This window comes from Ferranicluibacter rubi (assembly GCF_011603255.1).
Classification (GTDB): domain Bacteria; phylum Pseudomonadota; class Alphaproteobacteria; order Rhizobiales; family Rhizobiaceae; genus Ferranicluibacter; species Ferranicluibacter rubi.
In genome coordinates this window covers 112,303-136,164 of sequence record NZ_JAANCM010000008.1, presented here as the reverse complement: position 1 = coordinate 136,164, position 23,862 = coordinate 112,303, and the positions used below count along the sequence as shown (strand labels likewise).

At 65.0% G+C, this 23,862-nt stretch carries 19 protein-coding genes; 12 read left to right on the top strand and 7 right to left on the bottom strand.

Annotated features, from left to right (window positions below; translation table 11 throughout):
• Positions 1-97 precede the first annotated feature (97 nt).
• From G8E10_RS16235 to G8E10_RS16210, 6 genes are all read left to right on the top strand, one after another.
• Complete coding sequence (locus tag G8E10_RS16235) at positions 98-1,711, top strand: GMC family oxidoreductase (protein ID WP_110801365.1); 1,614 nt, start codon at positions 98-100, stop codon at positions 1,709-1,711.
• The gene (locus G8E10_RS16230; protein ID WP_110801366.1) at positions 1,708-3,165 is read left to right on the top strand and encodes a coniferyl aldehyde dehydrogenase; all 1,458 of its coding nucleotides are present in this window, start codon (positions 1,708-1,710) and stop codon (positions 3,163-3,165) included. The genes G8E10_RS16235 and G8E10_RS16230 overlap by 4 nt, the downstream gene beginning before the upstream one ends.
• Positions 3,166-3,275: 110 nt before the next feature.
• Entirely contained in the window at positions 3,276-4,715 is a 1,440-nt protein-coding gene (locus G8E10_RS16225) for an FAD-linked oxidase C-terminal domain-containing protein (RefSeq protein WP_110801367.1), read from the top strand.
• Positions 4,712-5,956: a glycolate oxidase subunit GlcE gene (glcE, locus tag G8E10_RS16220; protein ID WP_110801368.1), complete on the top strand. Its 1,245-nt coding sequence runs from the start codon at positions 4,712-4,714 to the stop codon at positions 5,954-5,956. Before G8E10_RS16225 ends, glcE begins: the two co-directional genes overlap by 4 nt.
• 6 nt (positions 5,957-5,962) lie before the next feature.
• Positions 5,963-7,255 carry a glycolate oxidase subunit GlcF gene (gene glcF, locus G8E10_RS16215; protein WP_110801369.1) on the top strand — a complete coding sequence of 431 codons (1,293 nt, stop codon included), beginning with the start codon at positions 5,963-5,965 and terminating at the stop codon, positions 7,253-7,255.
• 130 nt (positions 7,256-7,385) lie between these two features.
• Entirely contained in the window at positions 7,386-8,606 is a 1,221-nt protein-coding gene (locus tag G8E10_RS16210) for an MFS transporter (protein ID WP_110801370.1), read from the top strand.
• Between the two features lie 28 nt (positions 8,607-8,634).
• Here G8E10_RS16210 and G8E10_RS16205 read toward each other — a convergent pair whose 3' ends face one another.
• Positions 8,635-11,010: a glycoside hydrolase family 3 N-terminal domain-containing protein gene (locus G8E10_RS16205; RefSeq protein ID WP_110801371.1), complete on the bottom strand. Its 2,376-nt coding sequence runs from the start codon at positions 11,008-11,010 to the stop codon at positions 8,635-8,637.
• 488 nt (positions 11,011-11,498) lie between these two features.
• Between G8E10_RS16205 and G8E10_RS16200 the strand changes: the two genes are divergently transcribed.
• Both G8E10_RS16200 and G8E10_RS16195 read left to right on the top strand, forming a co-directional pair.
• On the top strand, positions 11,499-11,969 hold the full coding sequence (locus G8E10_RS16200) for a PaaI family thioesterase (RefSeq protein WP_110801372.1): 471 nt from the start codon (positions 11,499-11,501) through the stop codon (positions 11,967-11,969).
• 44 nt (positions 11,970-12,013) lie between these two features.
• Complete coding sequence (locus G8E10_RS16195; RefSeq protein WP_167129992.1) at positions 12,014-13,198, top strand: thiolase family protein; 1,185 nt, start codon at positions 12,014-12,016, stop codon at positions 13,196-13,198.
• A 10-nt stretch (positions 13,199-13,208) separates the two neighbouring features.
• Here G8E10_RS16195 and G8E10_RS16190 read toward each other — a convergent pair whose 3' ends face one another.
• The 6 genes from G8E10_RS16190 to G8E10_RS16165 all read right to left on the bottom strand — a co-directional run bounded on the left by G8E10_RS16190 (position 13,209) and on the right by G8E10_RS16165 (position 19,485).
• A complete protein-coding gene (locus G8E10_RS16190) occupies positions 13,209-14,477 on the bottom strand; it encodes an ABC transporter permease (protein WP_110801374.1) in 1,269 nt (422 codons plus the stop codon).
• Complete coding sequence (locus G8E10_RS16185) at positions 14,474-15,157, bottom strand: ABC transporter ATP-binding protein (RefSeq protein WP_110801375.1); 684 nt, start codon at positions 15,155-15,157, stop codon at positions 14,474-14,476. The genes G8E10_RS16190 and G8E10_RS16185 overlap by 4 nt, the downstream gene beginning before the upstream one ends.
• Positions 15,158-15,161: 4 nt before the next feature.
• Positions 15,162-15,623, bottom strand: a complete 462-nt coding sequence (locus tag G8E10_RS16180) for a hypothetical protein (RefSeq protein ID WP_110801376.1) — start codon at positions 15,621-15,623, stop codon at positions 15,162-15,164.
• Between the two features lie 49 nt (positions 15,624-15,672).
• On the bottom strand, positions 15,673-17,439 hold the full coding sequence (locus tag G8E10_RS16175) for an alkaline phosphatase (RefSeq protein WP_110801377.1): 1,767 nt from the start codon (positions 17,437-17,439) through the stop codon (positions 15,673-15,675).
• A 140-nt stretch (positions 17,440-17,579) separates the two neighbouring features.
• Entirely contained in the window at positions 17,580-18,725 is a 1,146-nt protein-coding gene (locus tag G8E10_RS16170; protein WP_110807754.1) for an AAA family ATPase, read from the bottom strand.
• 88 nt (positions 18,726-18,813) lie between these two features.
• The gene (locus tag G8E10_RS16165; protein WP_422038532.1) at positions 18,814-19,485 is read right to left on the bottom strand and encodes a TetR/AcrR family transcriptional regulator; all 672 of its coding nucleotides are present in this window, start codon (positions 19,483-19,485) and stop codon (positions 18,814-18,816) included.
• Between the two features lie 406 nt (positions 19,486-19,891).
• Between G8E10_RS16165 and G8E10_RS16160 the strand changes: the two genes are divergently transcribed.
• The 4 genes from G8E10_RS16160 (at position 19,892) to G8E10_RS16145 (ending at position 23,829) form a co-directional block, all read left to right on the top strand.
• The gene (locus G8E10_RS16160; RefSeq protein WP_110801380.1) at positions 19,892-20,458 is read left to right on the top strand and encodes a TRAP transporter small permease; all 567 of its coding nucleotides are present in this window, start codon (positions 19,892-19,894) and stop codon (positions 20,456-20,458) included.
• An 11-nt stretch (positions 20,459-20,469) separates the two neighbouring features.
• Entirely contained in the window at positions 20,470-21,753 is a 1,284-nt protein-coding gene (locus tag G8E10_RS16155; protein WP_110801381.1) for a TRAP transporter large permease subunit, read from the top strand.
• A gap of 99 nt (positions 21,754-21,852) precedes the next feature.
• Positions 21,853-22,863 carry a TRAP transporter substrate-binding protein gene (locus tag G8E10_RS16150; protein ID WP_110801382.1) on the top strand — a complete coding sequence of 337 codons (1,011 nt, stop codon included), beginning with the start codon at positions 21,853-21,855 and terminating at the stop codon, positions 22,861-22,863.
• A 66-nt stretch (positions 22,864-22,929) separates the two neighbouring features.
• Positions 22,930-23,829 carry a shikimate dehydrogenase gene (locus tag G8E10_RS16145; protein WP_110801383.1) on the top strand — a complete coding sequence of 300 codons (900 nt, stop codon included), beginning with the start codon at positions 22,930-22,932 and terminating at the stop codon, positions 23,827-23,829.
• Positions 23,830-23,862: the final 33 nt, after the last annotated feature.

The following is a 23,862-nucleotide window of genomic DNA, read 5'->3' as shown; positions in this document are numbered from 1 at the left end:
GGGAGATCGTGATGGGAGGGATTTACGGGAGTGTGGCGTCTGTAGCAGGCTTGTGCGGCAAGGCGCATGGCCCAACCGCTGTCGCGCGGGTGCCGGCATGAGCGAGGACGTCTTCGATATCATCGTCATCGGCGCCGGGCCGGGAGGCTGCGCGACGGCGGCCCGCATTGCCGAGGCCCGGCCCGACTGGCGTATCGCGCTGGTGGAAACGGGACCGGCAAAGGGAAACGCACTGGTCTCGACTCCGGCCGGTATTGTCGGTCTCGTCGGCCGCCGCAATCGCCACAACTACGCCTATGAGACCGTTCCGCAACGGGAGTTGAACGATCGCTGCGGCTTCCAGCCACGCGGCCGCGGCGTCGGGGGCAGCAGCCTCATCAATGCGATGATCTACATTCGCGGACAGGCCGAAGACTATGATGGCTGGGCGGCGGCCGGATGCACCGGCTGGGGCTGGGGCGATGTGCTGCCGCTGTTCCTGCGTGCTGAGGACAATCGTCGCGGCGCGGACACGTTCCACGGAACGGGAGGACCACTGCACGTGGACGACCTCTGGACGGATGTCGCGCTGACCGGCGATTTCATCACCGCGGCGAGACAGGCCGGCTATCCGCTGAACAGCGATTTCAACGGACGGACGCAGGAAGGGTTCGGCACCTACCAGCTTTTCCAGAAGGCAGGTCGCCGCTTCGACGCCGGCTCCGCCTACATCCACACACGGCCGCACCCGAACCTCACGCTTCTTTCCGATACGCAGGCGCTCCGCCTGACATTCGAGAAGAACAGGGCGACCGGCGTGGAGGTCCGCCATCACAGAAGGACGCGCACCCTCACAGCACGAGGAGAGGTCGTGCTGGCCGGTGGTGCCTTCGGCACCCCCCAACTCCTCATGCTCTCGGGCATCGGCCCGGCGGAGCATCTGCGCCGGCACGGCATCGGCATCGTTGCGGACCGAAACGAGGTGGGTGCCAATCTGCAGGACCACCTCGACCATATCAGCAGCCGGCTCGTGCGCGGCGGCGGCGTCATCGGAACGACGCCCATCGGCTCGATCCCGCTCCTTCGCGGGGTCCTGCCCTATCTTCAGGGCAAGCGCGGAAGCCTCTCCAGCAACTTCGCCGAGGCCGGCGGCTTCGTGCGGTCCTCGCCATCCGTCGATCGGCCCGATCTCCAGTTTCACTTTACCATCGGCCTCGTCGAAAACCACGCGCGCCGCATCATCCTGAAGACCGGCATCTCCCTCCATGTCTGCGTCCTGCGCCCTGCGAGCCGTGGCACCGTGCGGCTGGCGAACGCCGATCCGGCAAGCGCGCCTCTCATCGACCCCCGCTATCTCTCGGATGCCGGCGACCTGCAGACGCTGGTCAAAGGGGTGCGCATCGCCGAGCAGATCCTCCGGCAGCACGCTCTGGAGCGGTACAAAGGCCGCCCCTTCCGCGCCCTCGACCCGCAGGACGATGCGGCCATCGAGGCAAGCATCCGGGCCCATGCCGATACGATCTACCATCCCGTCGGCACCTGCCGGATGGGCAGCGATGCGGCATCCGTGGTCGATCCGGAACTCCGTGTGCGCGGGGTCAACGGTCTGCGCATCGCCGACGCCTCGATCATGCCGACGATCGTCAGCGGCAATACCCAGGCCCCAAGCGCCATGATCGGCGAGCGCGCCGCAGACCTGATCCTGCGCACAGGGAGGTCGGAAACGACATGACCGATCTTCACGCCATTCTCTCGGCCCAACGCCGGGCCTTCACGGCCGCCCTGCCCGAGCCGCCCGCCATCCGCATCGACCGCCTGAAGCGCGCCGCATCGATGATCCGCGACAATGCCAAGGCCTTCTGCGCAGCGCTTTCGGAGGATTTCGGGCATCGGAGCATCGAGCAGTCGATGCTGACCGACATCGCCGTTTCGATCGGGGCGCTCGACCACGCCGCCAGGCATCTGCGCGCCTGGTCGAAGCCGGAGCGCCGGCCGCTGCCGTTTCCGCTCACTCTGCTCGGCGCGCGGGCGCATGTCGAATATCAGCCGAAGGGTGTCGTCGGGATCATCGCGCCATGGAACTTCCCGATCAACCTCATCATGACCCCCATGGCCGGCGTCTTCGCGGCCGGCAACCGTGCCATGGTCAAGACCAGCGAGTATACGCCGGCAACCAATGCCGTCTTCGAAGCGGTCGCGGGCCAGTATTTCGCAGAAGACGAACTCCGCTTCGTCAGCGGCGGCCCGGAGGTCGGTCAAGCCTTTGCCGGCCTCCCCTTCGACCACCTGATCTTCACCGGCGCGACCGGCATCGCCCGCCACATCCTGCACGCCGCCGCGGACAATCTCGTACCCGTCACGCTGGAGTTGGGCGGCAAGTCGCCCGTGATCGTCGGGCGCGGTGCCGACATCGGGCGCGCGACCGGACGCGTGGCTTTGGGCAAGATGCTCAATGCGGGACAGGTCTGCCTCGCGCCCGATTACCTGTTCGTCCGAGACGCGGACGAGGAGGCTGTCGTTGCCGGGCTGAAGACCGCGGTTATCAGGATGTACCCGACCCTCCTCGACAATCCGGATTACACCTCGGTCATCAGCGACCGGCATGTCGCGCGACTGACGGGTCTTGTGGACGATGCCCGTGCAAAAGGCGCACGTGTGGAGGTCGTCAATCCCGCCAATGAGGATTTTTCCACCGGAAACGGTCGCAAGATGCCGCTCCACCTCATCCGCGGCGCGACCGACGACATGCGCGTGATGCAGGAGGAGATCTTCGGGCCGATCTTGCCCATCCGCCGCTTCGAGGACATGGCGGACGCGATCGCCCAGATCCGTCGCCGGGGCCATCCGTTGGCGCTCTACTACTTCGGCGCGGATGCGCAGGAGCAGCGGCACGTCATCGATCGGACCATCTCCGGCGGCGTCACCATCAACGACGTCCTCTTCCACGCCCTGCCGGACGACCTGCCCTTCGGCGGCATCGGGCCATCGGGAACAGGCGCCTATCACGGGCGGGACGGGTTCAGGACGTTCAGCCATGCCAGGGCGATCTATTCCCAACCAAAGCTCAACATCGCCAAACTCGCCGGCATGATGCCGCCTTACGGCTTGTTCGCGCGACTGTCGGCCCGGCAGACGATCGGCCGCACGAGAAAGAGAAAAGGACAAGCACCGGGCGAAGACCGCTGAAGCGGCAGGTTCTTTTATCCCGGCTCCCGCATTACCGCTCGCGCAAGACGCAGGGATGCTTATAGTCGCACAGTTGATGCGAGGAGCATGACCCACGGGGAGGAGAGACCGTGTCGCAAACCATTGCCTTCCTGCCGCCGCGGGCCGACGTGCTGTCGCAGCGGGCCAGGATTATCGCGGATCTTGCCGACCTTCTGCCGGAGGGTGGGCTGGTGCATGAGGCGCGCGAGCTGGTGCCGTTCGAAACGGACGCCTATGTCGCCTACCGGCAGCTGCCGCTGGCCGTTGCCCTGCCGCGAACGACGCAGGAGGTGTCCGCCGTCCTCGAATATTGCAATCGCCACGGCATTCCCGTCGTCCCGCGCGGGGCAGGAACCTCGCTCTGCGGCGGCGCCATTCCGCAGCCGGATGCTGTTGTGCTCGGCCTCTCGCGCATGTCCGCTATCCTGGACGTCGATCTCGAGAACCGGGTCGCGAGGGTGCAGGCCGGCGTAACGAACCTGTCGATCTCGGAGACCGTCGGGCCGGAAGGCTTCTTCTATGCGCCGGATCCGAGCTCCCAGCTTGCCTGCACCATCGGCGGCAATATCGGCATGAACTCGGGCGGCGCGCACTGCCTCAAATATGGCGTGACCACGAACAATCTGCTCGGGGTGACCATGGTGCTGATGGACGGCACGGTCATCACGCTCGGCGGCAGCCATCTCGATGCGGCGGGCTACGATCTTCTCGGCCTCGTCTGCGGTTCGGAAGGGCAGCTCGGCGTCGTGACGGAGGCGACGGTAAGAATCCTCGCAAAGGCCGAAGGTGCCCGGCCGGTCCTCTTCGGTTTCGCGACATCGCGCGAGGCGGGCGCCTGCGTTGCCGATGTCATCGGCGCCGGCATCATCCCCGTCGCCATCGAGTTCATGGACAAACAAGCCATCGAGATCTGCGAGGCCTTCGCCAAGGCCGGCTATCCCTTGTATGTCGGCGCGCTGCTGATCATCGAAGTCGAGGGGTCGGACGCCGAGATGGAGGCGATGCTGGCTGCCATCGTCGCGATCGCCCGTCGCCACGGCGTGATGACGGTGCGCGAAAGCCAGTCCGCGACCGAGGCCGCCCTGATCTGGAAAGGCCGCAAATCCGCCTTCGGCGCCACCGGGCGCATCGCGGACTATATCTGCATGGACGGCACGGTGCCGCTCGGCAAGCTCTCCTATGTGCTCCAGCGGACGGGGGAGATCTGCACCGGCCTCGGTCTGCGCGTCGCCAACGTCTTCCATGCCGGCGACGGCAACATGCATCCGCTGATCCTGTTCGACGCCAACGACCCGGCAGAAGCCGCCAAAGCCGAGCAGGCGGGCAACGAGATCCTGAAGGTGTGCGTGGACGTGGGCGGCTGCCTGACCGGCGAGCACGGCGTGGGCATCGAGAAGCGCGACCTGATGCGGTTCCAGTTCTCCGACACCGATCTCGCCCAGCAGATGGCCGTGCGCTATGCCTTCGACGCCGACTGGCTGTTGAACCCGTCCAAGGTCTTCCCGCTCGACGGACGGCCCGACGCATGAACGATGTCCATCATCCCCAGAGTGAAGCAGAGGCCTGCGACCTGATCCGGCAGGCCGCGAGCAACGGAACGGCCCTCTCCCTCATCGGCGGTAATACCCGCGCGGGTCTCGGCAACCGGGTTTCAGCCGGTGTCGTGCTCTGTTCCACCGGGCTCGCCGGCATTGTGGCGTACGAGCCCGGCGAGATGGTGATGACGGCGCGCTCGGGCACGACGCTCTCCGAGATCGAGGCGGCCCTTTCCGCCAACAACCAGATGCTTGCCTTCGAGCCGTTGGATCATCGTGGCATCATGGGCACGCAGGGTGAACCGACCATTGGCGGCGTGTTCCTGTCCAACGCATCGGGCCCACGCCGCCTGTCTGCCGGTGCGGCGCGCGACAGCCTGCTGGGCATCCGCTTCGTCAACGGGCGTGGCGAGGCGATCCGGGCCGGCGGACGAGTGATGAAGAACGTGACGGGGCTCGATCTCGTCAAGCTGCTGGCAGGCTCGCACGGGACGCTCGGCTTCGTCACGGAGGTTACGTTCCGCGTGCTGCCGCGGCCGGAGAGCGAGGCGACCATCGTGCTCTGTGGCCTCGACGATGCCACGGCCACGAGGGCGATGGCGGCGGCCATGGCGCAACCGGCCGATGTTTCCGGCGCGGCGCATATCCCGCAGGGACTGGCGCAGACGCTCCCGGATGCTGTCGGGAAGACGGGAGCCGTGACCGCTCTGCGACTGGAGGGCCTTTCGGCTTCCGTCACCGTGCGGGCCGCCTCGCTGGCCGCAAGGCTGTCGGCGTTTGCGCCGGTCGCGACGGTGGAACAGGCTGCAAGCACCCGGCTCTGGCGCGCCATCCGTGATGTCACGCCTTTGCAGGCGCTTCAGGATCGGCCCCTCTGGCGGGTATCCGTCGCACCGACCGCGGGTCATCGGCTGATCGCGACGCTCCGGCAGCACGCCGATGTCGATGCGCTCTACGACTGGCAGGGCGGGCTCGTCTGGTTGCAGATCGGTGGCGAGCCGCAGGCCGATGTCCTGCGCCGGACCATTGCGGCCGTCGGCGGCGGACACGCCACGCTGATGCGCGCATCCGACGTTCAGCGGGCCGGGATCTCCGCGTTCGAGCCGCAACCGGTGCCGATCGCGGCGTTGTCGGCGCGCATCAAGGCCAAACTCGATCTGGCCGGCATCTTCTCTCCGGGCAGGATGACACCCGACGCGGGGGCGAATATGCGGATAGTAGACAGGACGGGATAGCGACGGATGCAGACCTCTTTCACACCCGAACAGCTGTCCGATCCGCATGTGGCGGAATCCGAGAAAATCCTGCGACGCTGCGTCCATTGCGGCTTCTGCACCGCCACCTGTCCGACCTATGTCACGCTCGGCAACGAGCTCGACAGCCCGCGCGGGCGCATCTACCTCATCAAGGACATGCTCGAGAACGACCGCCCTGCCGACCGCGAGGTCGTGACGCATATCGATCGCTGTCTCTCCTGCCTTGCCTGCACGACGACCTGTCCGTCGGGCGTCGATTACATGCACCTGATCGACCATGCCCGTGTTCACATCGAGCAGACCTACAGACGCCCGCTCGCAGACCGGATGATCCGCGGCCTGCTCGCTGCCATCCTGCCGTACCCCGCCCGCTTCCGCGCCGCATTGGCGCTCGCCCGGATCGCCCGTCCACTCGCCCCATTCCTGCGCCGTATAAAACCGTTGGCCCCGCTCGCCGCCATGCTCGATCTCGCGCCGCGCCGGGCGGCCAAGCGACCAGCCGCGACCGTTCCTGCCGCCCTTCCCCCCACACGCGGCCGCGTCATCCTGCTGGAAGGCTGCGCCCAGCCGACGCTCGATCCCGGCATCAACGCAGCCACGGTGCGGCTGCTGACCCGGCTCGGCATCGCCGTGGCCACGCCAAAGGGCGAAGGCTGCTGCGGTGCGCTGGTGCATCACATGGGCCGCGAGTTGCAGGCGCTCGATTTTGCCCGCCGCAACATCGACGTCTGGATGCGCGAGGTGGATGCAGGCGGGCTCGATGCCATCCTCATCACGGCATCGGGCTGCGGCACCACCATCAAGGACTATGGCCACATGCTGCGCCTCGATCCGCTCTACGCCGAAAAGGCCGCGACGATCTCAGCGCTGGCAAAGGACATCACGGAATACCTGTCCACGCTCGACCTCGAAGTCCTGCCGAAACGCGATCTCGTGGTCGCCTATCACTCCGCCTGCTCGCTACAGCACGGACAGAAGATCACGGCCCTGCCGAAGCTTCTCCTGAAGACGGCCGGCTTCACCGTGCGCGATCCGGCGGAAGGCCATCTCTGCTGCGGCTCGGCTGGAACCTACAACATCCTGCAGCCCGAAATCTCTGCCACGCTCAAGCAACGCAAGGTGAAGAACATCGAGGCGACCAAGCCGGACGTGATCGCGGCGGGGAACATTGGCTGCCTCACCCAGATCGCCTCGGGAACGGCCATCCCCATCGTCCATACCGTGGAACTGCTCGACTGGGCCTATGGTGGACCGAAACCAGTGAAACTGAACGGTTGATACCGCAGGCGTATCTCTTCAAGGATTGGATCTTCCCCGCACTGGCGATGGCTCGGCTTCCAGTAAGCACCACGCTTGACGCACCAACGCGCCGGACTTAGGGGATGCCCACCTCAAACAGGCGGGAACGATGACCGACGCAAATCCGGATGCGGCTGCAGGCGGCTCGATCCACTGGAAGCGAAACCTTGCGGTATCGCTCGCCGGCTCGTTCACCACCATCGTCGCCATGACGCTGCTTCTGCCCTTCCTGCCGCTCTACGTCGAGGAGCTCGGCGTCAGCGATCACGCGGCCATCGTGCAATGGTCGGGAATTGCCTATGGCGCCACCTTCTTTGCGGCGGCTCTGGTCGCGCCGCTCTGGGGCCGCCTCGGCGATATCTACGGTCGAAAGCTGATGCTGGTCAGGGCGAGCCTCGGCATGACGGTCGCCATCGCTCTGATGGGCGTCGCCGAAAACGTCTGGCAACTCGTCGCCCTGCGGCTGTTCGTCGGGCTCGCCGGCGGCTATTCCTCAGGCTCCATGGTTCTCGTGGCCACGCAGACGCCGCGGGATCGTTCAGCCTGGGCACTGGGCATGCTCTCTTCCGGCATTATGGCCGGCAATCTCGTGGGGCCGCTGATCGGAGGCGTGCTGCCGCCGCTGATCGGCATTCGCAACACCTTCCTTGCGGCCGGCGGGCTCATCTTCCTGGCCTTTCTGGCGACGACATTCCTCATCAAGGAGGAGACCGTGCCCGGCCGCAGGCAAGCCGCGAAGGCCGGCGGTGGTTGGGCGGCGATACCGGACAAGGCACCGGTCATCGCGATGCTCGCCACCGGCATGTTGCTGATGCTCGCCAATATGTCGATCGAGCCGATCATTACAGTCTATGTCGCCCAGCTGGTCGATAGGCCCGACACGGTGACCCTGGGGGCCGGCTTCGTTATGTCCGCGGCGGCCTTAGGCAGTATCCTGTCGGCCTCGCGGCTCGGACGGCTTGCCGATCGCATCGGCCAATGGCCGGTCATCGCCGGCGCGCTCGTCGCGGCGGGCATCCTGCTCGTACCGCAGGCCTTCGTCACCAGCGCCTGGCAGCTGATCCTGCTGCGCTTTCTTATGGGCGTGGCGCTGGGCGGCCTTCTCCCCTGCATCGCCGCCGTCATCCGGCATGGCGTGCCGGATCGCTCCGCCGGCACCGCACTCGGCCTCTCCGTCTCCGCACAATATGTCGGCCAGGTCGCGGGACCCCTGCTCGGCGGCTTCATCGGCGGCCATATCGGCATGCCCGTCGTCTTCATCGGCACGAGCATTCTGCTCCTTGCCGGCGCGGCTTTCGTCTGGACTTCAAAGCCGCCGATTGCAAACTAGCTAGCCACACGCCACCATGCTGCCTGTCTCAGGGATGGCTGACGAAGACCCTGCTGACCATCTTCCAGTCGCCCTCGATGCGGCGCACGGGACCCGTGACCTCGATCTGGGTGCGCAGATGAATGGCCGCGCTGGAAGAGCCGATCATCAGCTCGAACATGCCCGGCTCGACAATCCGGAAACCCTCCTGTCCCGTGAACGAGAACATATCCGTCGGGACACGGAAGGTGACGCAGGCGCTTTCGCCGGGCTCGAGGAAAACGCGCCGGAACGCCTTCAACTCCTTGATCGGGCGGACGACCGAACATACGAGGTCGCGGACATAAAGCTGGGGGATCTCCGTTCCCCCGCGCTGGCCCACATTGCGCAGCGTGAAGGAGACGCCGACGCTGCCCTCCTCGCTCTGCACCGAGGCCCGGTCGAGCGTGAGGTCCTCGTAGACGAAGTCCGTATAGGAGAGCCCGTGCCCAAAGGGATAACGGCTCCCGAAATGACGGGCCACCGGAGTCCCCGAGCTTTTGAACTTGTGATTGTAGAAATAGGGCGATGCGCCGCCGCTGCGCGGCACGGAAATGGACAGGCGACCGGAGGGCTCGACGACGCCGGTCAGCACGTCGGCAAGCGCCGCCCCGCCTTCCTGCCCGCCGAAGAAGGCCATGACCTGTGCGGCCACACGATCTTCCAGGCCGCCGAGCGTATAGGGCCGGCCGGAGGTGATGACCACGATCACGGGCGTTCCCGTTTCCACGACCGCGTCCAGCAAGGCCTGCTGAACGCCCGGGAGCACCAGCGTATCGGTATCTGACCCCTCGCCGACGGTGCCCGTCTGGAAAATGCCCGAGAGATCTCCGACGCAGACGATCGCCACATCGGCCTGTCGGGCGGCCTCGACGGCCGCCGGAATGAGATCGAGGCTCGTGGAGACCGGAGAGGTTTGCGACAGCGTCGTCATGTCGGGGACGTCGCCGGGAAAAACAGGAGCGCCCGACTGACGGGCCTCGAGGATGTGGCAGCCCTTGGCGTAGCGGATACGCTCAGTTCCGAACCGCGCCTCGAAGGCACTCCGCGGCGTGATCACGGACGTCGCGGCGTCCTTGAGATCGCTGACGATCAGATGCACGGGGAAGGAATAATCGCCGAGCAGCGCCAGCGGATCGTCGGCCGTCGGGCCGATCAGAGCAATGGTCTTGGTCTCCGCTAGCGGAAGAATGCCGTCATTGGCGAGGATGACGACCGATTTCTGGGCAACCCGACGGGCGACATCGATCGCCTCCGGGGTCTGCAGCGCGATGCCGGCCTCGTCCGTATAGGGATTTTCGAACAGGCCGAGGCGCATCTTCTCGGTCAGGATACGGCGCACGATCTCATCGATGGTATCGATCCCGATCAGCCCCCGCGCCAGTGCCTCTTTCAGATGCGCGGCGCAGTCGTCGCCCGGCAGCTCCACGTCGAGGCCGGCCTTGAAGGCGAGCGCCGCGGCTTCCGCCGGATCGGCTGCCACGCCGTGATGCTTGTAGAGCAGGCTTATGCCGATATAGTCCGCGACGACCAGGCCGTCGAAACCCCAGTCGTCTCGCAGCACTTTCGTCAGCAGATGATGCGAGGCATGGCACGGCTCGCCGTCGATGTCATGATAGGCGGGCATGACCGATCCCGCGTCCGCCAGCCTTACGGCCATTTCGAACGGCAGCAGGAATGTGTCGTTCAGCTCCCGCCAGCCGAGATTGACCGGCGCATGGTTGCGCGCGCCCTCTGACAGAGAGTGCCCGGCATAGTGCTTCAGCGTCGCCAGGAAGTCGCGGTCGCGCCCCTGCAGGCCGCGGACATAGCGGGAGGCCAGCAGCCCGACGAGATAGGGATCCTCGCCGAACGTTTCTTCCGTGCGTCCCCAACGCGCGTCGCGGGCGACGTCCAGCACGGGGGCCAGCCCCTGGCGGCAACCGATGGAGCGGGCCTCCTCGCCGATGACCCGGCCAACCTCCTCGATGAGGGCGGGATCGAACGTCGCGCCGAAGGCCAGCGACGAAGGAAACAGCGTGCCGCCCTGCGCCATGATGCCGGACAGGCATTCTTCGTGCGAAATGACGGGAATGCCGAGCCGGGTTTCTTCCACGAGGAATTTCTGCAGCCGATTCAAGGCACGTACACCGGCAGCGGGATCGACCGGGCGGCTGCCGAGAGGGCGCGTGATCTGCCCGAGACCGAACGACAGCTTCGCCTTCAGTCGATCCGCATCATCAGCGCCGGTAAACGCATCGGTGCGCACCTCGTGGCGGCCGTCTTCCGACAGCAGCAGCCAGAAGGCGTGCATCTGCGCGATCTTCTCCTCGATGCTCATACGGCCGAGAAGATCGGCAACGCGGTTCTCGATCGACTGGGCAGAATTCTTGTAGATATCCGTCATGGCTGCAGGTCCAGAAATTAAAGAGACGACATAGCGTCAGGTGTCGCAAGCGTTAGCGTTAGCAATCATTAAAGTCAATCTACCATGGTAGTTTAACTCCATTATAACAATGGCTTGCGCCTGATATTCTCCATGTCCCAAAGCCCATATTTTAACCCTAAAAACGGGATGCCAGCTCCGCTGGATCAACCGAAGATGGCGCCTTATCCGAAGAACTGTCTGAAAATGAGATACTGCTGTATCGGTACCTGTACGTTTCTTGCCGGAGCCTGGGCCGACTCCGTTAAATTCTTTGAACACGGAGTACAATAGCGAGATTTCTTACAACATCGTCACCGCGACAAGACGATCCTTGATGACGAGGCACGGATCTCGCTTGGGGAGTCGCGAGGTTGGAAAATGCGGCGTGACGTGCCAAACAGCCAGACGCCTTGTTTTATGATGTTTGTCATATTAAAGTCTTCTCACCTTTAGGAGGAGGTGAAACAATGGACGTCCTCAGGAATAACCAGGCCGGTCTTTCCGGTCTTGCTCAGTTGCAGGCTCTGATGGTGGCCAACAGCCCGCCGCCGATCAACGAAACGATGGGGTTCGTCCTGATCGAGATCGAAGAAGGTCGGGCGGTGTTCGAGGGCAATCCCGACCGCAGCGTCTATAACCCGATCGGATCGGTGCATGGCGGATATGCCGCGACGCTCCTCGACAGCGCGTGCGGCTGCGCTGTCCATTCCAAGCTGGCGGCAGACCAGGGCTATACGACGCTGGAACTCAAGGTCGCCTATCATCGTCCGCTGACGGAGGCGAGTGGTCCCGTTCGCGCCGAAGGGCGCATTCTCTCCATAGGGCGGCGCGCGGCCTTTGCCGAGGCGACGCTGACGGATCGCGACGGCCGCCTCTGTGCCAGCGCGACATCCACCTTGCTCGTCTTTCCGCTCGAGCGACCCGCCACGACCGCCTGACAGCGACCACCAACCGATGCATTCCAAACCGGAGGGACGCCCCCATGAGCCAGCCCGACATCATCCTCGCTTTTCCCGTGCGAACCGCCATCGGCGGCTATAACGGCACATTGAAGAACACGCCCGCAACCGAACTTGGCGCGATCGCCATCGCCGAGACGCTGCGCCGCGCCGGCCTGTCGGGCGAAGACATCGATACGGTCGTCTTGGGCAACGTCGTCCAGGCGGGTAACCGCATGAACCCGGCGCGGCAGGCCGCGATCGGCGGGGGTTTGCCGGTTTCTGTGCCGGCATTGACGGTCAATCGCGTCTGCGGATCGGGCGCCCAGGCGATCCTGTCGACGGCGATGGAGATCATGGCCGGTGGCGCAAAGGCGGCGATCGCCGGCGGAATGGAGAATATGGACCGCGCACCCTACCTGATGGATGGCGGACGCTGGGGATACCGCATGGACCCGGCACAGATCCTCGACAGCATGCTGACCGATGGCCTGAACGACGCTTTCTCCGGCCAGCATTCCGGTTGGCACACGGAGGACCTCGTCGAAAAACTGCAGATGACCCGTCAGGACCAGGATGCGTTCTCCGCGCGGTCGCAGCAGCGTTTTGCAGCCGCGCAGGACAGCGGCGTGTTCGCAGAAGAGATCGTGTCGGTCGAGGTGAAGGGCCGCAAAGGCACCGAGAGCTTTAGTCGCGACGAAGCACCGCGACCGGAAACGACGGTCGAGACCCTCGCGCGGCTGAAGCCCGCATTCCGCCCGGACGGCACGATCACGGCCGGCAATGCGCCGGGGCTGAACAGTGCCGCGGCGGCCGTCATCGTTGCCGAGCGCAGCTTTGCCGAGAAAAAGGGCCTCGTGCCGATGGCGCGGCTGGCCGGCTATGGCGTGGCCGGAGTGGAGCCGGGCCTGTTCGGTCTCGGGCCGGTGCCCGCCGTGAAGCTGGCACTGAAACGCGCCGGCTGGAAGCTCGGCGATATCGAACGGATCGAAATCAACGAGGCCTTCGCCGCCGTTCCGATCGCCGTGATGCGCGAACTCGGCCTGCCGGAAGACATTATCAATGTCGAAGGCGGCGCCATCGCCCATGGCCATCCCATCGGCGCAACGGGCGCCATCCTGGTCACCCGCCTGCTGCACGGCATGAAGCGGAACGGGCTTTCCAAGGGGATCGTCACGCTCTGCATCGGCGGCGGACAGGGGATTGCTCTCGCGCTCGAGATGATCTGATCCGCGGGTCTCAGCCCTTGAGGGCTGCGGCCGGCGACTGGCGATAGGCGAGAACGGCCGGCACGACGGCAAGGACGGCCGCGAAAGCCGTGACGGAGGCTGCGAAGACGAGGTCTCCGCGTGCGAACGTCACGGGCATCGTGAAGCCGTTCTGCCGCGAGACGATGCCACCGATGACGTCCGAGACGAGGTAGCCGAGGCCGAAACCGATGAGGATGCCGGCGAGGCTGATGGCGAAAAGCTGCAGCCAGACGATCCGGAACACGACGGTGCGCGATGCACCGAAGGCGCGCAGCGCGCCGATCTGCCGCCGGCGCTGCCCGACATGCATGATGGTGACCAGCAAAAGCGCTGCCGCGATGAGAACCTGCGTGCCGATCGCCACCGCCATCAGCAGAATTTTGGCATCCCCGAGCGTCGCGTAGAGCCGCGTCAGCACCTCACCGGGAAAGACGGCGAGCGTCGTGCCGCTGCGATATTCCTGGCGAAGCTTGTAGGCGTCGGCAATCGTCTTCGGCTTGACCAGAACGGCCGGCACACCGGCCGAATGTTCCGCCCAGTCTTCGTCGATCGGCGCCGTGGCATTGGCGCTATGCTCATCCTCGCCACCTGCATGGCCAGCTTCGGCGTGGCCCGTTTCTTCGTGACCAGCCTCCTCATGCCCGGCCTTGTCATGCCCCATCCCGTGCAGCTCCCACACGGCCTGTATGGGTACGAGGATCGCCCGGTCCCATGGCGTGCCGGTCGGCTTCATCCGGCCGACGACGGCATAGGCAAGGCCGGTATGCGTATGGCCGCCCTCTTCCGCGGTGCCGTGCATGGGCTTGATCACCGCGCCGATGGAGAGATCGACCGCCGAGCCGATCACCGCATCACCCTCTTGCCGGAAGCCCGCACCCTCCTGCAGTTGCGGCGAAAGATGCGCCACGAGAGCGGTCGATGTGCCCACCAGCGGATAGCCCGCAAAGGAATCGCCGAAGCCGATGGGGGCGGCAAAGGCCACGCGCGGATCAGCCGCAAGACGCTGAAGCACGGCACCCTCCATCAGCGGGAGGGGGGCTGCTTGAAGAAAGACGGAGGACAGGACCAGCTGCGTTTCGCTGCCCGCCGCTCCGATCACCAGATCGAACGCGTTGGCCGCACGGGCGCTGCCGAGCCGGAGCGCGCGTTCCTGCAGCGTCACCGAGACGGCGAGCGCCACGGCGAAGGCGACCAGCAGCAGGATGGCAATCGTCCCGCCCTTGTGGCGGCGGATGTCCGCGAGGATGAAACCGATCATATCACAGCCGCCTTGCTGTCACTGGAGATCCGACCGCGATCAAGCGTGATCCGGCGCGGCAGGCGCGAAATGAGGGCAGGATCGTGCGACACGACGATGAGTGTGGCACCGGCCGCACCCGCCAGACCGATCAGCAGGTCGGCAATGACCTGACCGCTTTCCTCGTCGAGACTTGCCGTCGGTTCATCGGCGATGACGATGCCCGGTGCGCGCACGAGCGCGCGGGCGATGGCAACGCGCTGCATTTCGCCGCGCGACATCGTCTCGACCGACTGGCCGGGCCGTTCGAGCCCCGTGCCGGCAAGGAGGTCGCGTGCGCGACGCTTGACGGCGGACGATGCCGCGGAGGCAAGCCGCGCAGGCAACAGGACGTTGTCGAGCGCCGACAATCCGGGAAAAAGATGGAAATCCTGCATGACGAGGCCGACATGCTCGGCCCGCCAGCGGTCGCGCCGATGCTCGGCAAGGCGAACGAGATCGGTTCCGCTCCAGTCGATCCGACCCACGCGGACATGCTCAAGGCCGGAGACGACATTGACGAAGGTGCTCTTGCCCGAGCCCGAGGCGCCTGTCACGGCCACGTTTTCCCCAGCTGCAAACTGCAAGGCAGGAACCGAGAGCACGGGCGCGGCGAGCCCGGCATAGGAGACGGCGATGTCTTTAAGGGTCAGCGACATCATCTGCTCAGACCGACCAGTAACGCGCATTGCGGAGACGCAGGCGACTGACGAAGCCGGTCTCGCTATCCGTCCACGTGCCCACCTCCAGTGTCCCCGACACGGAAATGCGCGTTCCCGGCTGGACGAAGGTCTGCGCCTCGTCGAGGTAGACGACGACGATATTGTCGGGCCAATCGGAATCCGACGAGCAGAAAGGGCAGATCGACATGGGAATCTCGGTCAGCACGAAGAATGCCGCCTCGGCCTTCAGGGGCGGCGCCATGAAGCCGCTCATCGTCACGCCCTTGCCGTTCAGCGCTTTCACGGTATCGGAGAAGGTGAGGCCCAGCACGCCGACGCTGCCGTAGAGATCGTCAAAGCCGATCTCGGTGTCCGCAGCGAAAGCCAACGGCGGAAAGACCGCCGCTGGCAGGGATGCGAGCAAGCCAAGGAGCGTGCGACGGCGCAAGGCCTCAGATTTCGTCATGTCGTTTCCTTGAGCGCCGCCGGGCGATAGCCCGGCGGGCTGGTCACCCTTATTTCGCGGAAATCTTGTCCGGCGAGCCGAGGGCGAGACTGTCGGCGAGAACGCGGTAGATGTCGCTTTCTTCCATATAGCCCTTGAAGCCTTCCGAACCGGGCCCGCTTGCCTGAAGCACGACGTCATCGACGGCATGGACGGCGCTTTCGGAGCTCTTCGGCAGGTTGCCTTCGCGCAGAACGGCGCCGGGCACGTCCTTATAGGCCGGGTTCGCGACGTATTCCTTGTTCTCGTTCTGCACGGTCGGCTCGAACGGGCCATCGAGCTTCGGGCGGAAGGTCTCGTAGTAATCCGGGAAGTTGCTGGAGAACACGGCGAGGCGGCGTGTCGGATCGACCTTGTCGGGATAGCCGTCGCCGTCCTTGTCCTCATAGTTCGGGAAGCCGGCATCGGCGTAGATGCCGACCTTCTGGCGCATCTCCGTGCCCGGCTTCTCGTCATCGATGGTGCCGATGACGGAAATGCCGTGGGTGTGGTCGCCGGTAACGACGATCAACGTATCCGGGTTCTTGGCGGCAAAGTCGCGCGCGACGCCGACGGCCTTGTCGAACTCGATCGTCTCATACAGCGCCCGGTCCCAGTCCATCGGGTGGGACATCTTGTCGATCGTGGCGCCCTCGACCATCAGGAAGAAGCCGTCCTCGTTCTTGGACAGCTGCGTCAACGCCGCATGGGTCATATCGACGAGGCCCGGCTGGTTCGGGAACTTCGAAACGGTGCCCTTCTTCAAGAAATTGCGGTCGAGGATCGAGTCCATGTTGCCGGTGTGGAAGAGGCCCAGCAGCTTGGCGGCATTGGTGCCGGATGAGGCTTCGAGTTCGGTCCTGTCGGTCGCCAACGCGTAGCCGGCGTCCTTGAACAGCTGGATATAATCCTTGTCGTCCTTGCGCTTGGAACCGGGCGTCGCCTGCGGCAGGAAGTAGGCGGAACCGCCGCCGAGGATGACCTCCGGCTGCACGGCATAGAACATGCCGACGATGTCGGCCTTGTCGGCGCGCTTGCGGGTGTGGGCGACGACGGCGGCCGGCGTGGCATCCTCGATCTCGGCGGTGGACACGACGCCGATCGCCTTTTTCGTGGTCCGGCGCAGGGCCTCCGCAATGGTCTCGACCTTCGGGTCGTCAAGGCTTGCCGGGGTGCGGTCGGCATAGACGCCGAGCGCGTTGACGGCCGTCTTGTGGCCGGTCATGTAGGCCGACATGGTGTTGGCGCTGTCGGTCGCGATCGCGTCCGTGGCCGAGGTCCCGACGAAGGCCATGTGGTCGAGATCGTCCATGGCGAGACGGCCATTGGACTTTCCTTCGGTCATGCCCTTGGACATGATGCGGGCGCCGGTGCGGTGCGCGACGGAGAGGCCGTCGCCAAGCAGGAAGATCACGTTCTTCGCCTTCGGCTGCGCGGTGGTCTCGTAGACCTCCCACGTCACCGATTTCGTCTCGCCGCCTGCGGTCACGTCGACCTTGTAGCTGCCGGCCTTCAGGATTCGCGCGCCGCGCAGGATCAGGGCGGAACCGAGAACCTTGTCCTCCTTGCCCTTTTCCTCGGCCACGAATTCGGCAGCAGAGCCGAGCGCCGCGGCATAATCCTCGCCGTTGACGGTGACCTTCACGTCCTCGGCGTTCACCACGCCGGGCAGCTCGATCTTGAAGTCGAACGGCGATCCCGCAAGGATCGTTGCGCGGGAGAGCGGGTAGACGGTCGTGGCCTGGGCCGCGCCGGCAAGGATGGTGGTCGCGACAAGCGCAGCGAGAAGAGTCCGCATGAGAACCTCGTTCGGGTAGAGAGGAGACTGTATGCGGCAGGCTTAACCGTCCTGTGTGACGGTTGGATGATGGTCGTTACGCTGGTTGCAGAAAGATGACAGTTCGCCGCTCAGTGTGGGTTTCTCAGCAGCGCAGGCGGCTACGTCTCGTCCTCGTCGTCCTCATCAATGACGCCGGTGAGTCGCATGCCCTCGATCCAGGTCGCGCCGTCCTTGCGGATGACACGCTTCGGCCGGGTTCCGCAGCGCTCGAAAACGGCAGAGGCAAGCGCTTCCGAATGGGTGACGATCCAGATCTGACTGGTGGCCGCGGCCGTCGCGATCAGATCGGCGAGCGGCGGCAGCATGTCGGGATGCAGGCTCGCCTCGGGCTCGTTGAGCGCGATCAGCGGCGGCTGGCGATAGGACATCAGCGCGGCCGCGAGGGCAAGGAAGCGGATCTGCCCGTCGGAGAGTTCGCGTGGCTGGAAGACGCGCTGCGGAAAGTCGGGAAAGATCAGGCCGAATTCCGCAAACTCCCCGGGTTCCGGCACGTGGAGCCGCGCGCCGCCGAGGGCCGCCGCGATCGCCCGGTCGAGTTCGACGGTATCGCCACGGGTATGGACGAGCGTTGCAAAGACCGCCGCCATGTTGCCGCCGTCCTCGTCCAGAAGTGGTGCCGTGACGGCAAGGCAGGGCTGGCGCAGCGCCGCATCCCGGTCGGTGCGAAAGCCATGGAAGAACCGCCAGCCATCGACCAGACGGCGAAATGTTCCGACTTCCGGATAATGTCCGGCATCGCCGAGCATGGCGATCGCCGTCTCCGACGTCATCGCCGGCTGCGGATACTCTTCCATCCGCCCACGCTCGCCGCGCACCATCACGCCCGGCCCGACCCGTTTCATCATCGTGACCGGCCACGCGCCCGTTTCGACCGAAAGCACCTCTTCCTTGATTTGCGGCTCGAAGGCGAAGCCGGCGGCGGCCTTCGGCGGTCGCAACCCGGCCTCCACGCGATAGCGGAACGTCACCGCCCGCTCCTCGTCCAGCACTTCGACATCGAGCTTGATGCGGAAATTCTTCTCGATGCGTCTCGGACCCGACCATAGCGCGGACGCCATGCCTCCTTCCGCCGCGATCTCGTAGGCGAGCGAGCCCCTCACGGCGGCCTGCACGAGTTGCAGGGCACGATAGAGGTTAGACTTGCCGACGCCGTTCTCGCCGATGAACACGTTGACACCGCCCAGATCCATACGGATCGAGCGCAGCGAACGGTAGTTCAGGGCGGACATGGAGCGAAGCATCATGATCGTTGTCTACACCGGGTATCATGCCCGATGAAAGCACCCGGCATGACCAAATCCCTGTGATGCCGTCGCGGATGCGAAGCCTTGATTAGCCACCGTCGCGCGCATTCTCGACAGCTTGCGGGTCACGCAACAGAGCGATCACGGCGTCCTGCAACAGGACGCGATGGCGGCTGCGCATCGTGGCTTCGCCGAGATCACGACCGAAGATGTGGCCGAAGGTGTGACGATTGGAGACCCGGAAGAAGCAGAAGGACGAGATCAGCATATGCAGGTCGATCGGATCGACCTCCCGGCGGAACGCGCCGGTCTCCTGTCCCCGCCGGAGGATCGCGGCGATCGTGTCGATGATCGACACGTTGAGCCGGCCGAGGCTGGAGGACTGGCGCATATGGCTGGCGCGATGGATGTTCTCGATCGTCACCAGACGGATGAAATCGGGATTGGCCTCGTCATAGTCGAAGGTGAAGCCGATCAAGCGGCGCATCGCGTCCGCCGGATCGACGTCGGCCAGCCGCAGTTCCGCCTCCACCTTGCGGATGCCGGTATAGGCATGTTCGAGCACGGCGAGGTAGAGGCCCTCTTTCGAGCCGAAATGATAGTAGATCATCCGCTTGGACGTCCGTGTGCGCTCGGCGATGGCATCGACGCGGGCGCCCGAAAGGCCGTTCGCCGCAAACTCCTCGCGCGCGACCAGCAGGATGTCGTCCCGCGTTTTCGTCGTGCGGTCCTGCTGCGTTACGCGACGTCTGCCCGGCAGACCATCGGCGTCAAGATGCCCCCGTTCGTCAACACCGTCTGTGTCGGCCATTTCCTCATCATCCTCCCACATGCCCATGACGGGCACGACCGATCGCAAACATCGGCGCGGCCCATTCTGCATGTTCCAACCGGCACGTCATTCACCGATCTCACGGACAACACGATTTTCGCGTTGACTAAACGAACCGGTTCGTACATTTTTACCTCAAGATGCTTCTGTCGGAAAGAGGCAGAGAGTTCGATCGTCATCGACGCAAGACGGTGCCGGATCATAAAATGCTGTGGGCCGGGCGTAACGGGCTACAGGACATCACGGCGATGCTTTAGGATCTGGAGGGATCCCCGCATCGACGGACGGGAGCAGACGATCCGGCAGGGAGTGCCGATCGCACGGGAGGACTTTCATGAGACGGATCGTCGATCTGTATTTTGCGCTTCTGCGCGCCTCCATCGCCCTGCTCCTCGCAGCGATGGTCATCCTCGTTTTCACCAACGTCATCCTGCGCTATGCGCTGAACAGCGGCCTGACGATCTCGGAAGAGATGTCGCGGCTAGCCTTCGTCTGGCTGATCTTCCTCGGCGCGGCCGTCGCGCTGCGCGAACACGCCCATATCGGCATCGATACGATGATCCGCGCCTTGCCGCCAAAATTGGCCAAGGCCTGCGTCCTTCTCGGCTACCTCCTGATGCTGCTGGCCTGCGTGTTGCTCCTTCAGGGCGCCTGGGCGCAGTCTGTTCTGACCTGGGGCGCAATCACGCCGGCGGCTGGTATCTCCATGGCGTGGTTCATGATTCCCGCCGTCATCTTCTCGGTGACGGCTCTCCTGCATCTGGGCGGCGAGACGCTCGCGATCCTCACCGGCAGTCTCGATATCTCCAACATCGTGCTCGTGCAGGAATCCGAAGATCTGCCGCCGCCGACCGCCTCGCCCGTACCGCCGCTGCCCGCTGCGTCCGGCTTCGGTCGCTGAGGGGAACGACGATGGTTATCGCAGTATTCCTCGGCTCGCTTCTCGGCACCATGGCATTGGGCATGCCGATCGCCTTTGCGCTGATCCTGTCCGGGATCGCGCTCATGGTTCACATGGACCTCTTCGACGGGCAGATCGTCGCCCAGACGATCCTGCAAGGTGCCGACAGCTTCACGCTCATCGCCGTGCCCTTCTTCATGCTGGCCGGCGAGGTCATGAACCAGGGCGGGCTTTCCAAGCGCATCGTCAATCTGGCGATCGCGCTGGTCGGGCATAAGCGCGGTGGTCTCGGTTTCGTCTGCATTCTCGCAGCCTGCGTTCTCTCCAGCCTTTCCGGCTCGGCCGTGGCAGATGCGGCGGCGCTCGCTGCCCTGCTGATGCCGATGATGATCAAGTCCGGCCACGATCCGGCCCGCTCGGGCGGCCTCATCGCATCCTCCGCCATCATCGGCCCCATCATCCCGCCCTCCATCGGCTTCATTCTCTACGGCGTGGTCGGCGGCGTCTCCATCACCAAGCTCTTCCTCGCCGGCATCGCGCCGGGCCTGATGATCGGTGCTGCCCTCTGCGTCGCCTGGCTGGTGGTCATCCGCAAGGAAACCTTCGCCATGCCGGCGAAATCCTCCTGGGCGGAGCGCCGGCACGCGCTCGTCTCGAGCCTCTGGGCGCTGATGCTGCCGGTCATCATCATCTTCGGCTTGAAGTTCGGCGTGTTCACGCCTACCGAAGCCGGCGTGGTCGCCGCCGTCTATTCGCTGTTCGTCGCCATGGTCGTCTACCGTGAACTGACGCCCGGCATGCTGCTCGACGTCTTCACCTCGGCTGCGAAAACCACCGCGATCGTCATGTTCCTGGTCGCCGCCGCCTCGGTTTCCGCCTGGCTCATCACGATTGCCGACCTGCCGGGCGCCATGGTCGCCCTGCTGCAGCCGCTGATGGGCAACCAGACGCTGCTGCTGATCGCCATCATGGTGCTGATCGTTGCCGTCGGCACCGCCATGGACATGACGCCGACCATCCTCATCCTGACGCCGGTCCTCATGCCGGTCATCAAGGAGGCCGGCATCGATCCCGTCTATTTCGGCGTGCTGTTCATCATCAACAATTCCATCGGCCTCATCACGCCGCCGGTCGGCACCGTGCTCAACGTCGTCTGCGGCGTCGGCAAGATCTCGATGGAAAAGCTTATCCGGGGCGTCTGGCCGTTCATGATCGCGCAGCTGATCGTGCTCATCCTGCTCGTCCTCTTCCCCGTTCTCGTCACCGGCCCGGCTGCCTTCTTCGCCGGTCGCTGACCTCGCCCATTGCCGCGCCGGTGTCCAAGGGAGGGGCCGGCGGGGAAACCAGAAGCAACCCAGGCGTCGGGAGGCGCCGTTATCCCGGAGGATAAATCCATGAGACTGACCCAATCCATCGCAGCCCTACTGGCCGCAGCATCCATTTTCGGCGCGGCCGGTGCCCATGCCGAGATCAGCGAGCGGACGATCAAGTTCGCCGCACAGAACTCCAAGGGCCATCCGCAGGTCATGGGCATGGAGCGCTTCGCGGAGATCGTGAAGGAAAAGAGCGGCGGCAAGATCGAGGTCAAGCTGTTCCCGGGCGGCACGCTCGGCGGCGACGTCCAGACGCTCGCCTCCGTACAGGGCGGCATCGTCGAGATGAGCGTGCTGAATGCCGGCATTCTCTCCGGCACCATCAAGGAGTTCGGCGTGGTCGACCTGCCGTTCCTGTTTGGGACGCCTGAAGAGGCCGACGCCGTCATGGACGGTCCGGTCGGGACCGATCTTTCAGCGCGGCTGCCCGCCCAGCGCCTCGTCGGTCTCGGCTTCTGGGAGCTCGGCTTCCGCCATCTCACCAACAATCGCCATGCGGTCAACACGGTCGAGGACGTGAAGGGCCTGAAGATCCGCACCGTGCAGTCGGCCGTGCCGCTCGCCACCTTCAATGCGCTCGGCGCCAACGCCATTCCCCTACCCTATCCCGAGCTTTACAGCGCGCTGGAAACGGGCACCGTCGATGGTCAGGAAAATCCGCTCGCCAACATCGTCAACGCCAAGTTCACCGAGGTGCAGAAGTACCTGACGCTGACGGGCCACCAGTACAATCCGCAGATCGTGATCGTCTCCAAGGTTTTCTGGGACAAGCTCGACCCGCAAGAGCAGGCCCTGCTGCAGGATGCCGCCACGCAGGCGCGCGACTATCAGCGCAAGGCCTCGCGCGACGCCAATGCCGGCTTCCTGGCCGAAATCAAGAAGAGCGGCATGGAGGTCGTCGAACCCACGGCCGAACAGCTCGCCGCTTTCCGCAAGGCCGTCGAGCCGGTCGTCGCACAGTTCCGCGACACGATCGGCGCGGAAACCGTCGATGCCGTGTTCTCGCAGCTGAAGACGATCCGCGGTCAGTAACACGACCAGCGGCAAGGCGGGACGATCCGCCTTGCCGCTCCCCATCCACTAGCCGAAGGAGGGCACATGCTCGATCGATCCACCCGCACGATACAGGTCGGCCTCATCGGCAGCGGCATTCAGCTCTCACGCTCCCCCGCTTTGCACGAGGCGGAAGGCAAGGCGAACGGGCTGGCGCTCTCCTATGAGCTGATCGACCTCGATCGGCTGGGCACCGGCGCGAAGGACGGGCACGGTGCGGGGGTCGGCGTCGAGGCGCTCGGCGATATCCTGCGCGATGTCGAGAACCGAGGTTTTGCCGGCGTCAACGTCACGCATCCGGCAAAGCAGGCCGTCATTCCCCATCTCCACGCCCTGTCGCCGGAAGCCGAAGCGCTCGGTGCCGTCAATACGGTCGTCCTCAAGGATGGTCGCCGGATCGGCCATAATACGGACTGCTCAGGATTTGCAGGGGGCTTCCGCCGCGCGTTGCCGCAGGCCGACCTGTCCTCCGCCGTCCAGCTCGGCGCCGGCGGCGCCGGCGCGGCCGTCGCTCACGCCATGCTGCAACTCGGCACGAAGCAGCTGACGATCTTCGACAATGATGCCGCACGTGCCGAAGCGCTGACACAACGGCTTTCCCCTCTGTTTCCAAAGGCCCTCATCCAGATGGGTGACGACCTGGCCGCGGCCATGGCGCGCGCAAGCGGCCTCGTGCATGCGACGCCGACGGGCATGGCGGCGCATCCGGGACTGCCGCTACCGGCCGATTTCCTCGACCCCCGTCATTTCGTCGCCGAGATCGTCTACTTTCCACTCGAAACCGAGCTTTTGCGGGTTGCCCGCGCCAAAGGCTGCGCCACGGTCGATGGCGGCGGCATGGCGGTCTTTCAGGCGGTCGGGGCCTTCCGCCTCTTCACGGGCATCGAGCCCGACGCCGCGCGCATGCTCGCCCATTTCGCCGCCATGGGCACCAGCGGCAGCTGAGGATACCCCAACCATGATGCCGATCGTTGAACA

What these genes read in the sequence shown, in the direction of transcription:
- G8E10_RS16235 (WP_110801365.1), top strand. Translation starts at nt 98, where the DNA reads ATGAGCGAGGACGTCTTCGATATCATCGTCATCGGCGCCGGGCCGGGA.
- G8E10_RS16230 (WP_110801366.1), top strand. Translation starts at nt 1,708, where the DNA reads ATGACCGATCTTCACGCCATTCTCTCGGCCCAACGCCGGGCCTTCACG.
- glcE (WP_110801368.1), top strand. Translation starts at nt 4,712, where the DNA reads ATGAACGATGTCCATCATCCCCAGAGTGAAGCAGAGGCCTGCGACCTG.
- glcF (WP_110801369.1), top strand. Translation starts at nt 5,963, where the DNA reads ATGCAGACCTCTTTCACACCCGAACAGCTGTCCGATCCGCATGTGGCG.
- G8E10_RS16210 (WP_110801370.1), top strand. Translation starts at nt 7,386, where the DNA reads ATGACCGACGCAAATCCGGATGCGGCTGCAGGCGGCTCGATCCACTGG.
- G8E10_RS16205 (WP_110801371.1), bottom strand. Translation starts at nt 11,010, where the DNA reads ATGACGGATATCTACAAGAATTCTGCCCAGTCGATCGAGAACCGCGTT.
- G8E10_RS16200 (WP_110801372.1), top strand. Translation starts at nt 11,499, where the DNA reads ATGGACGTCCTCAGGAATAACCAGGCCGGTCTTTCCGGTCTTGCTCAG.
- G8E10_RS16195 (WP_167129992.1), top strand. Translation starts at nt 12,014, where the DNA reads ATGAGCCAGCCCGACATCATCCTCGCTTTTCCCGTGCGAACCGCCATC.
- G8E10_RS16190 (WP_110801374.1), bottom strand. Translation starts at nt 14,477, where the DNA reads ATGATCGGTTTCATCCTCGCGGACATCCGCCGCCACAAGGGCGGGACG.
- G8E10_RS16185 (WP_110801375.1), bottom strand. Translation starts at nt 15,157, where the DNA reads ATGATGTCGCTGACCCTTAAAGACATCGCCGTCTCCTATGCCGGGCTC.
- G8E10_RS16180 (WP_110801376.1), bottom strand. Translation starts at nt 15,623, where the DNA reads ATGACGAAATCTGAGGCCTTGCGCCGTCGCACGCTCCTTGGCTTGCTC.
- G8E10_RS16175 (WP_110801377.1), bottom strand. Translation starts at nt 17,439, where the DNA reads ATGCGGACTCTTCTCGCTGCGCTTGTCGCGACCACCATCCTTGCCGGC.
- G8E10_RS16170 (WP_110807754.1), bottom strand. Translation starts at nt 18,725, where the DNA reads ATGATGCTTCGCTCCATGTCCGCCCTGAACTACCGTTCGCTGCGCTCG.
- G8E10_RS16160 (WP_110801380.1), top strand. Translation starts at nt 19,892, where the DNA reads ATGAGACGGATCGTCGATCTGTATTTTGCGCTTCTGCGCGCCTCCATC.
- G8E10_RS16155 (WP_110801381.1), top strand. Translation starts at nt 20,470, where the DNA reads ATGGTTATCGCAGTATTCCTCGGCTCGCTTCTCGGCACCATGGCATTG.
- G8E10_RS16150 (WP_110801382.1), top strand. Translation starts at nt 21,853, where the DNA reads ATGAGACTGACCCAATCCATCGCAGCCCTACTGGCCGCAGCATCCATT.
- G8E10_RS16145 (WP_110801383.1), top strand. Translation starts at nt 22,930, where the DNA reads ATGCTCGATCGATCCACCCGCACGATACAGGTCGGCCTCATCGGCAGC.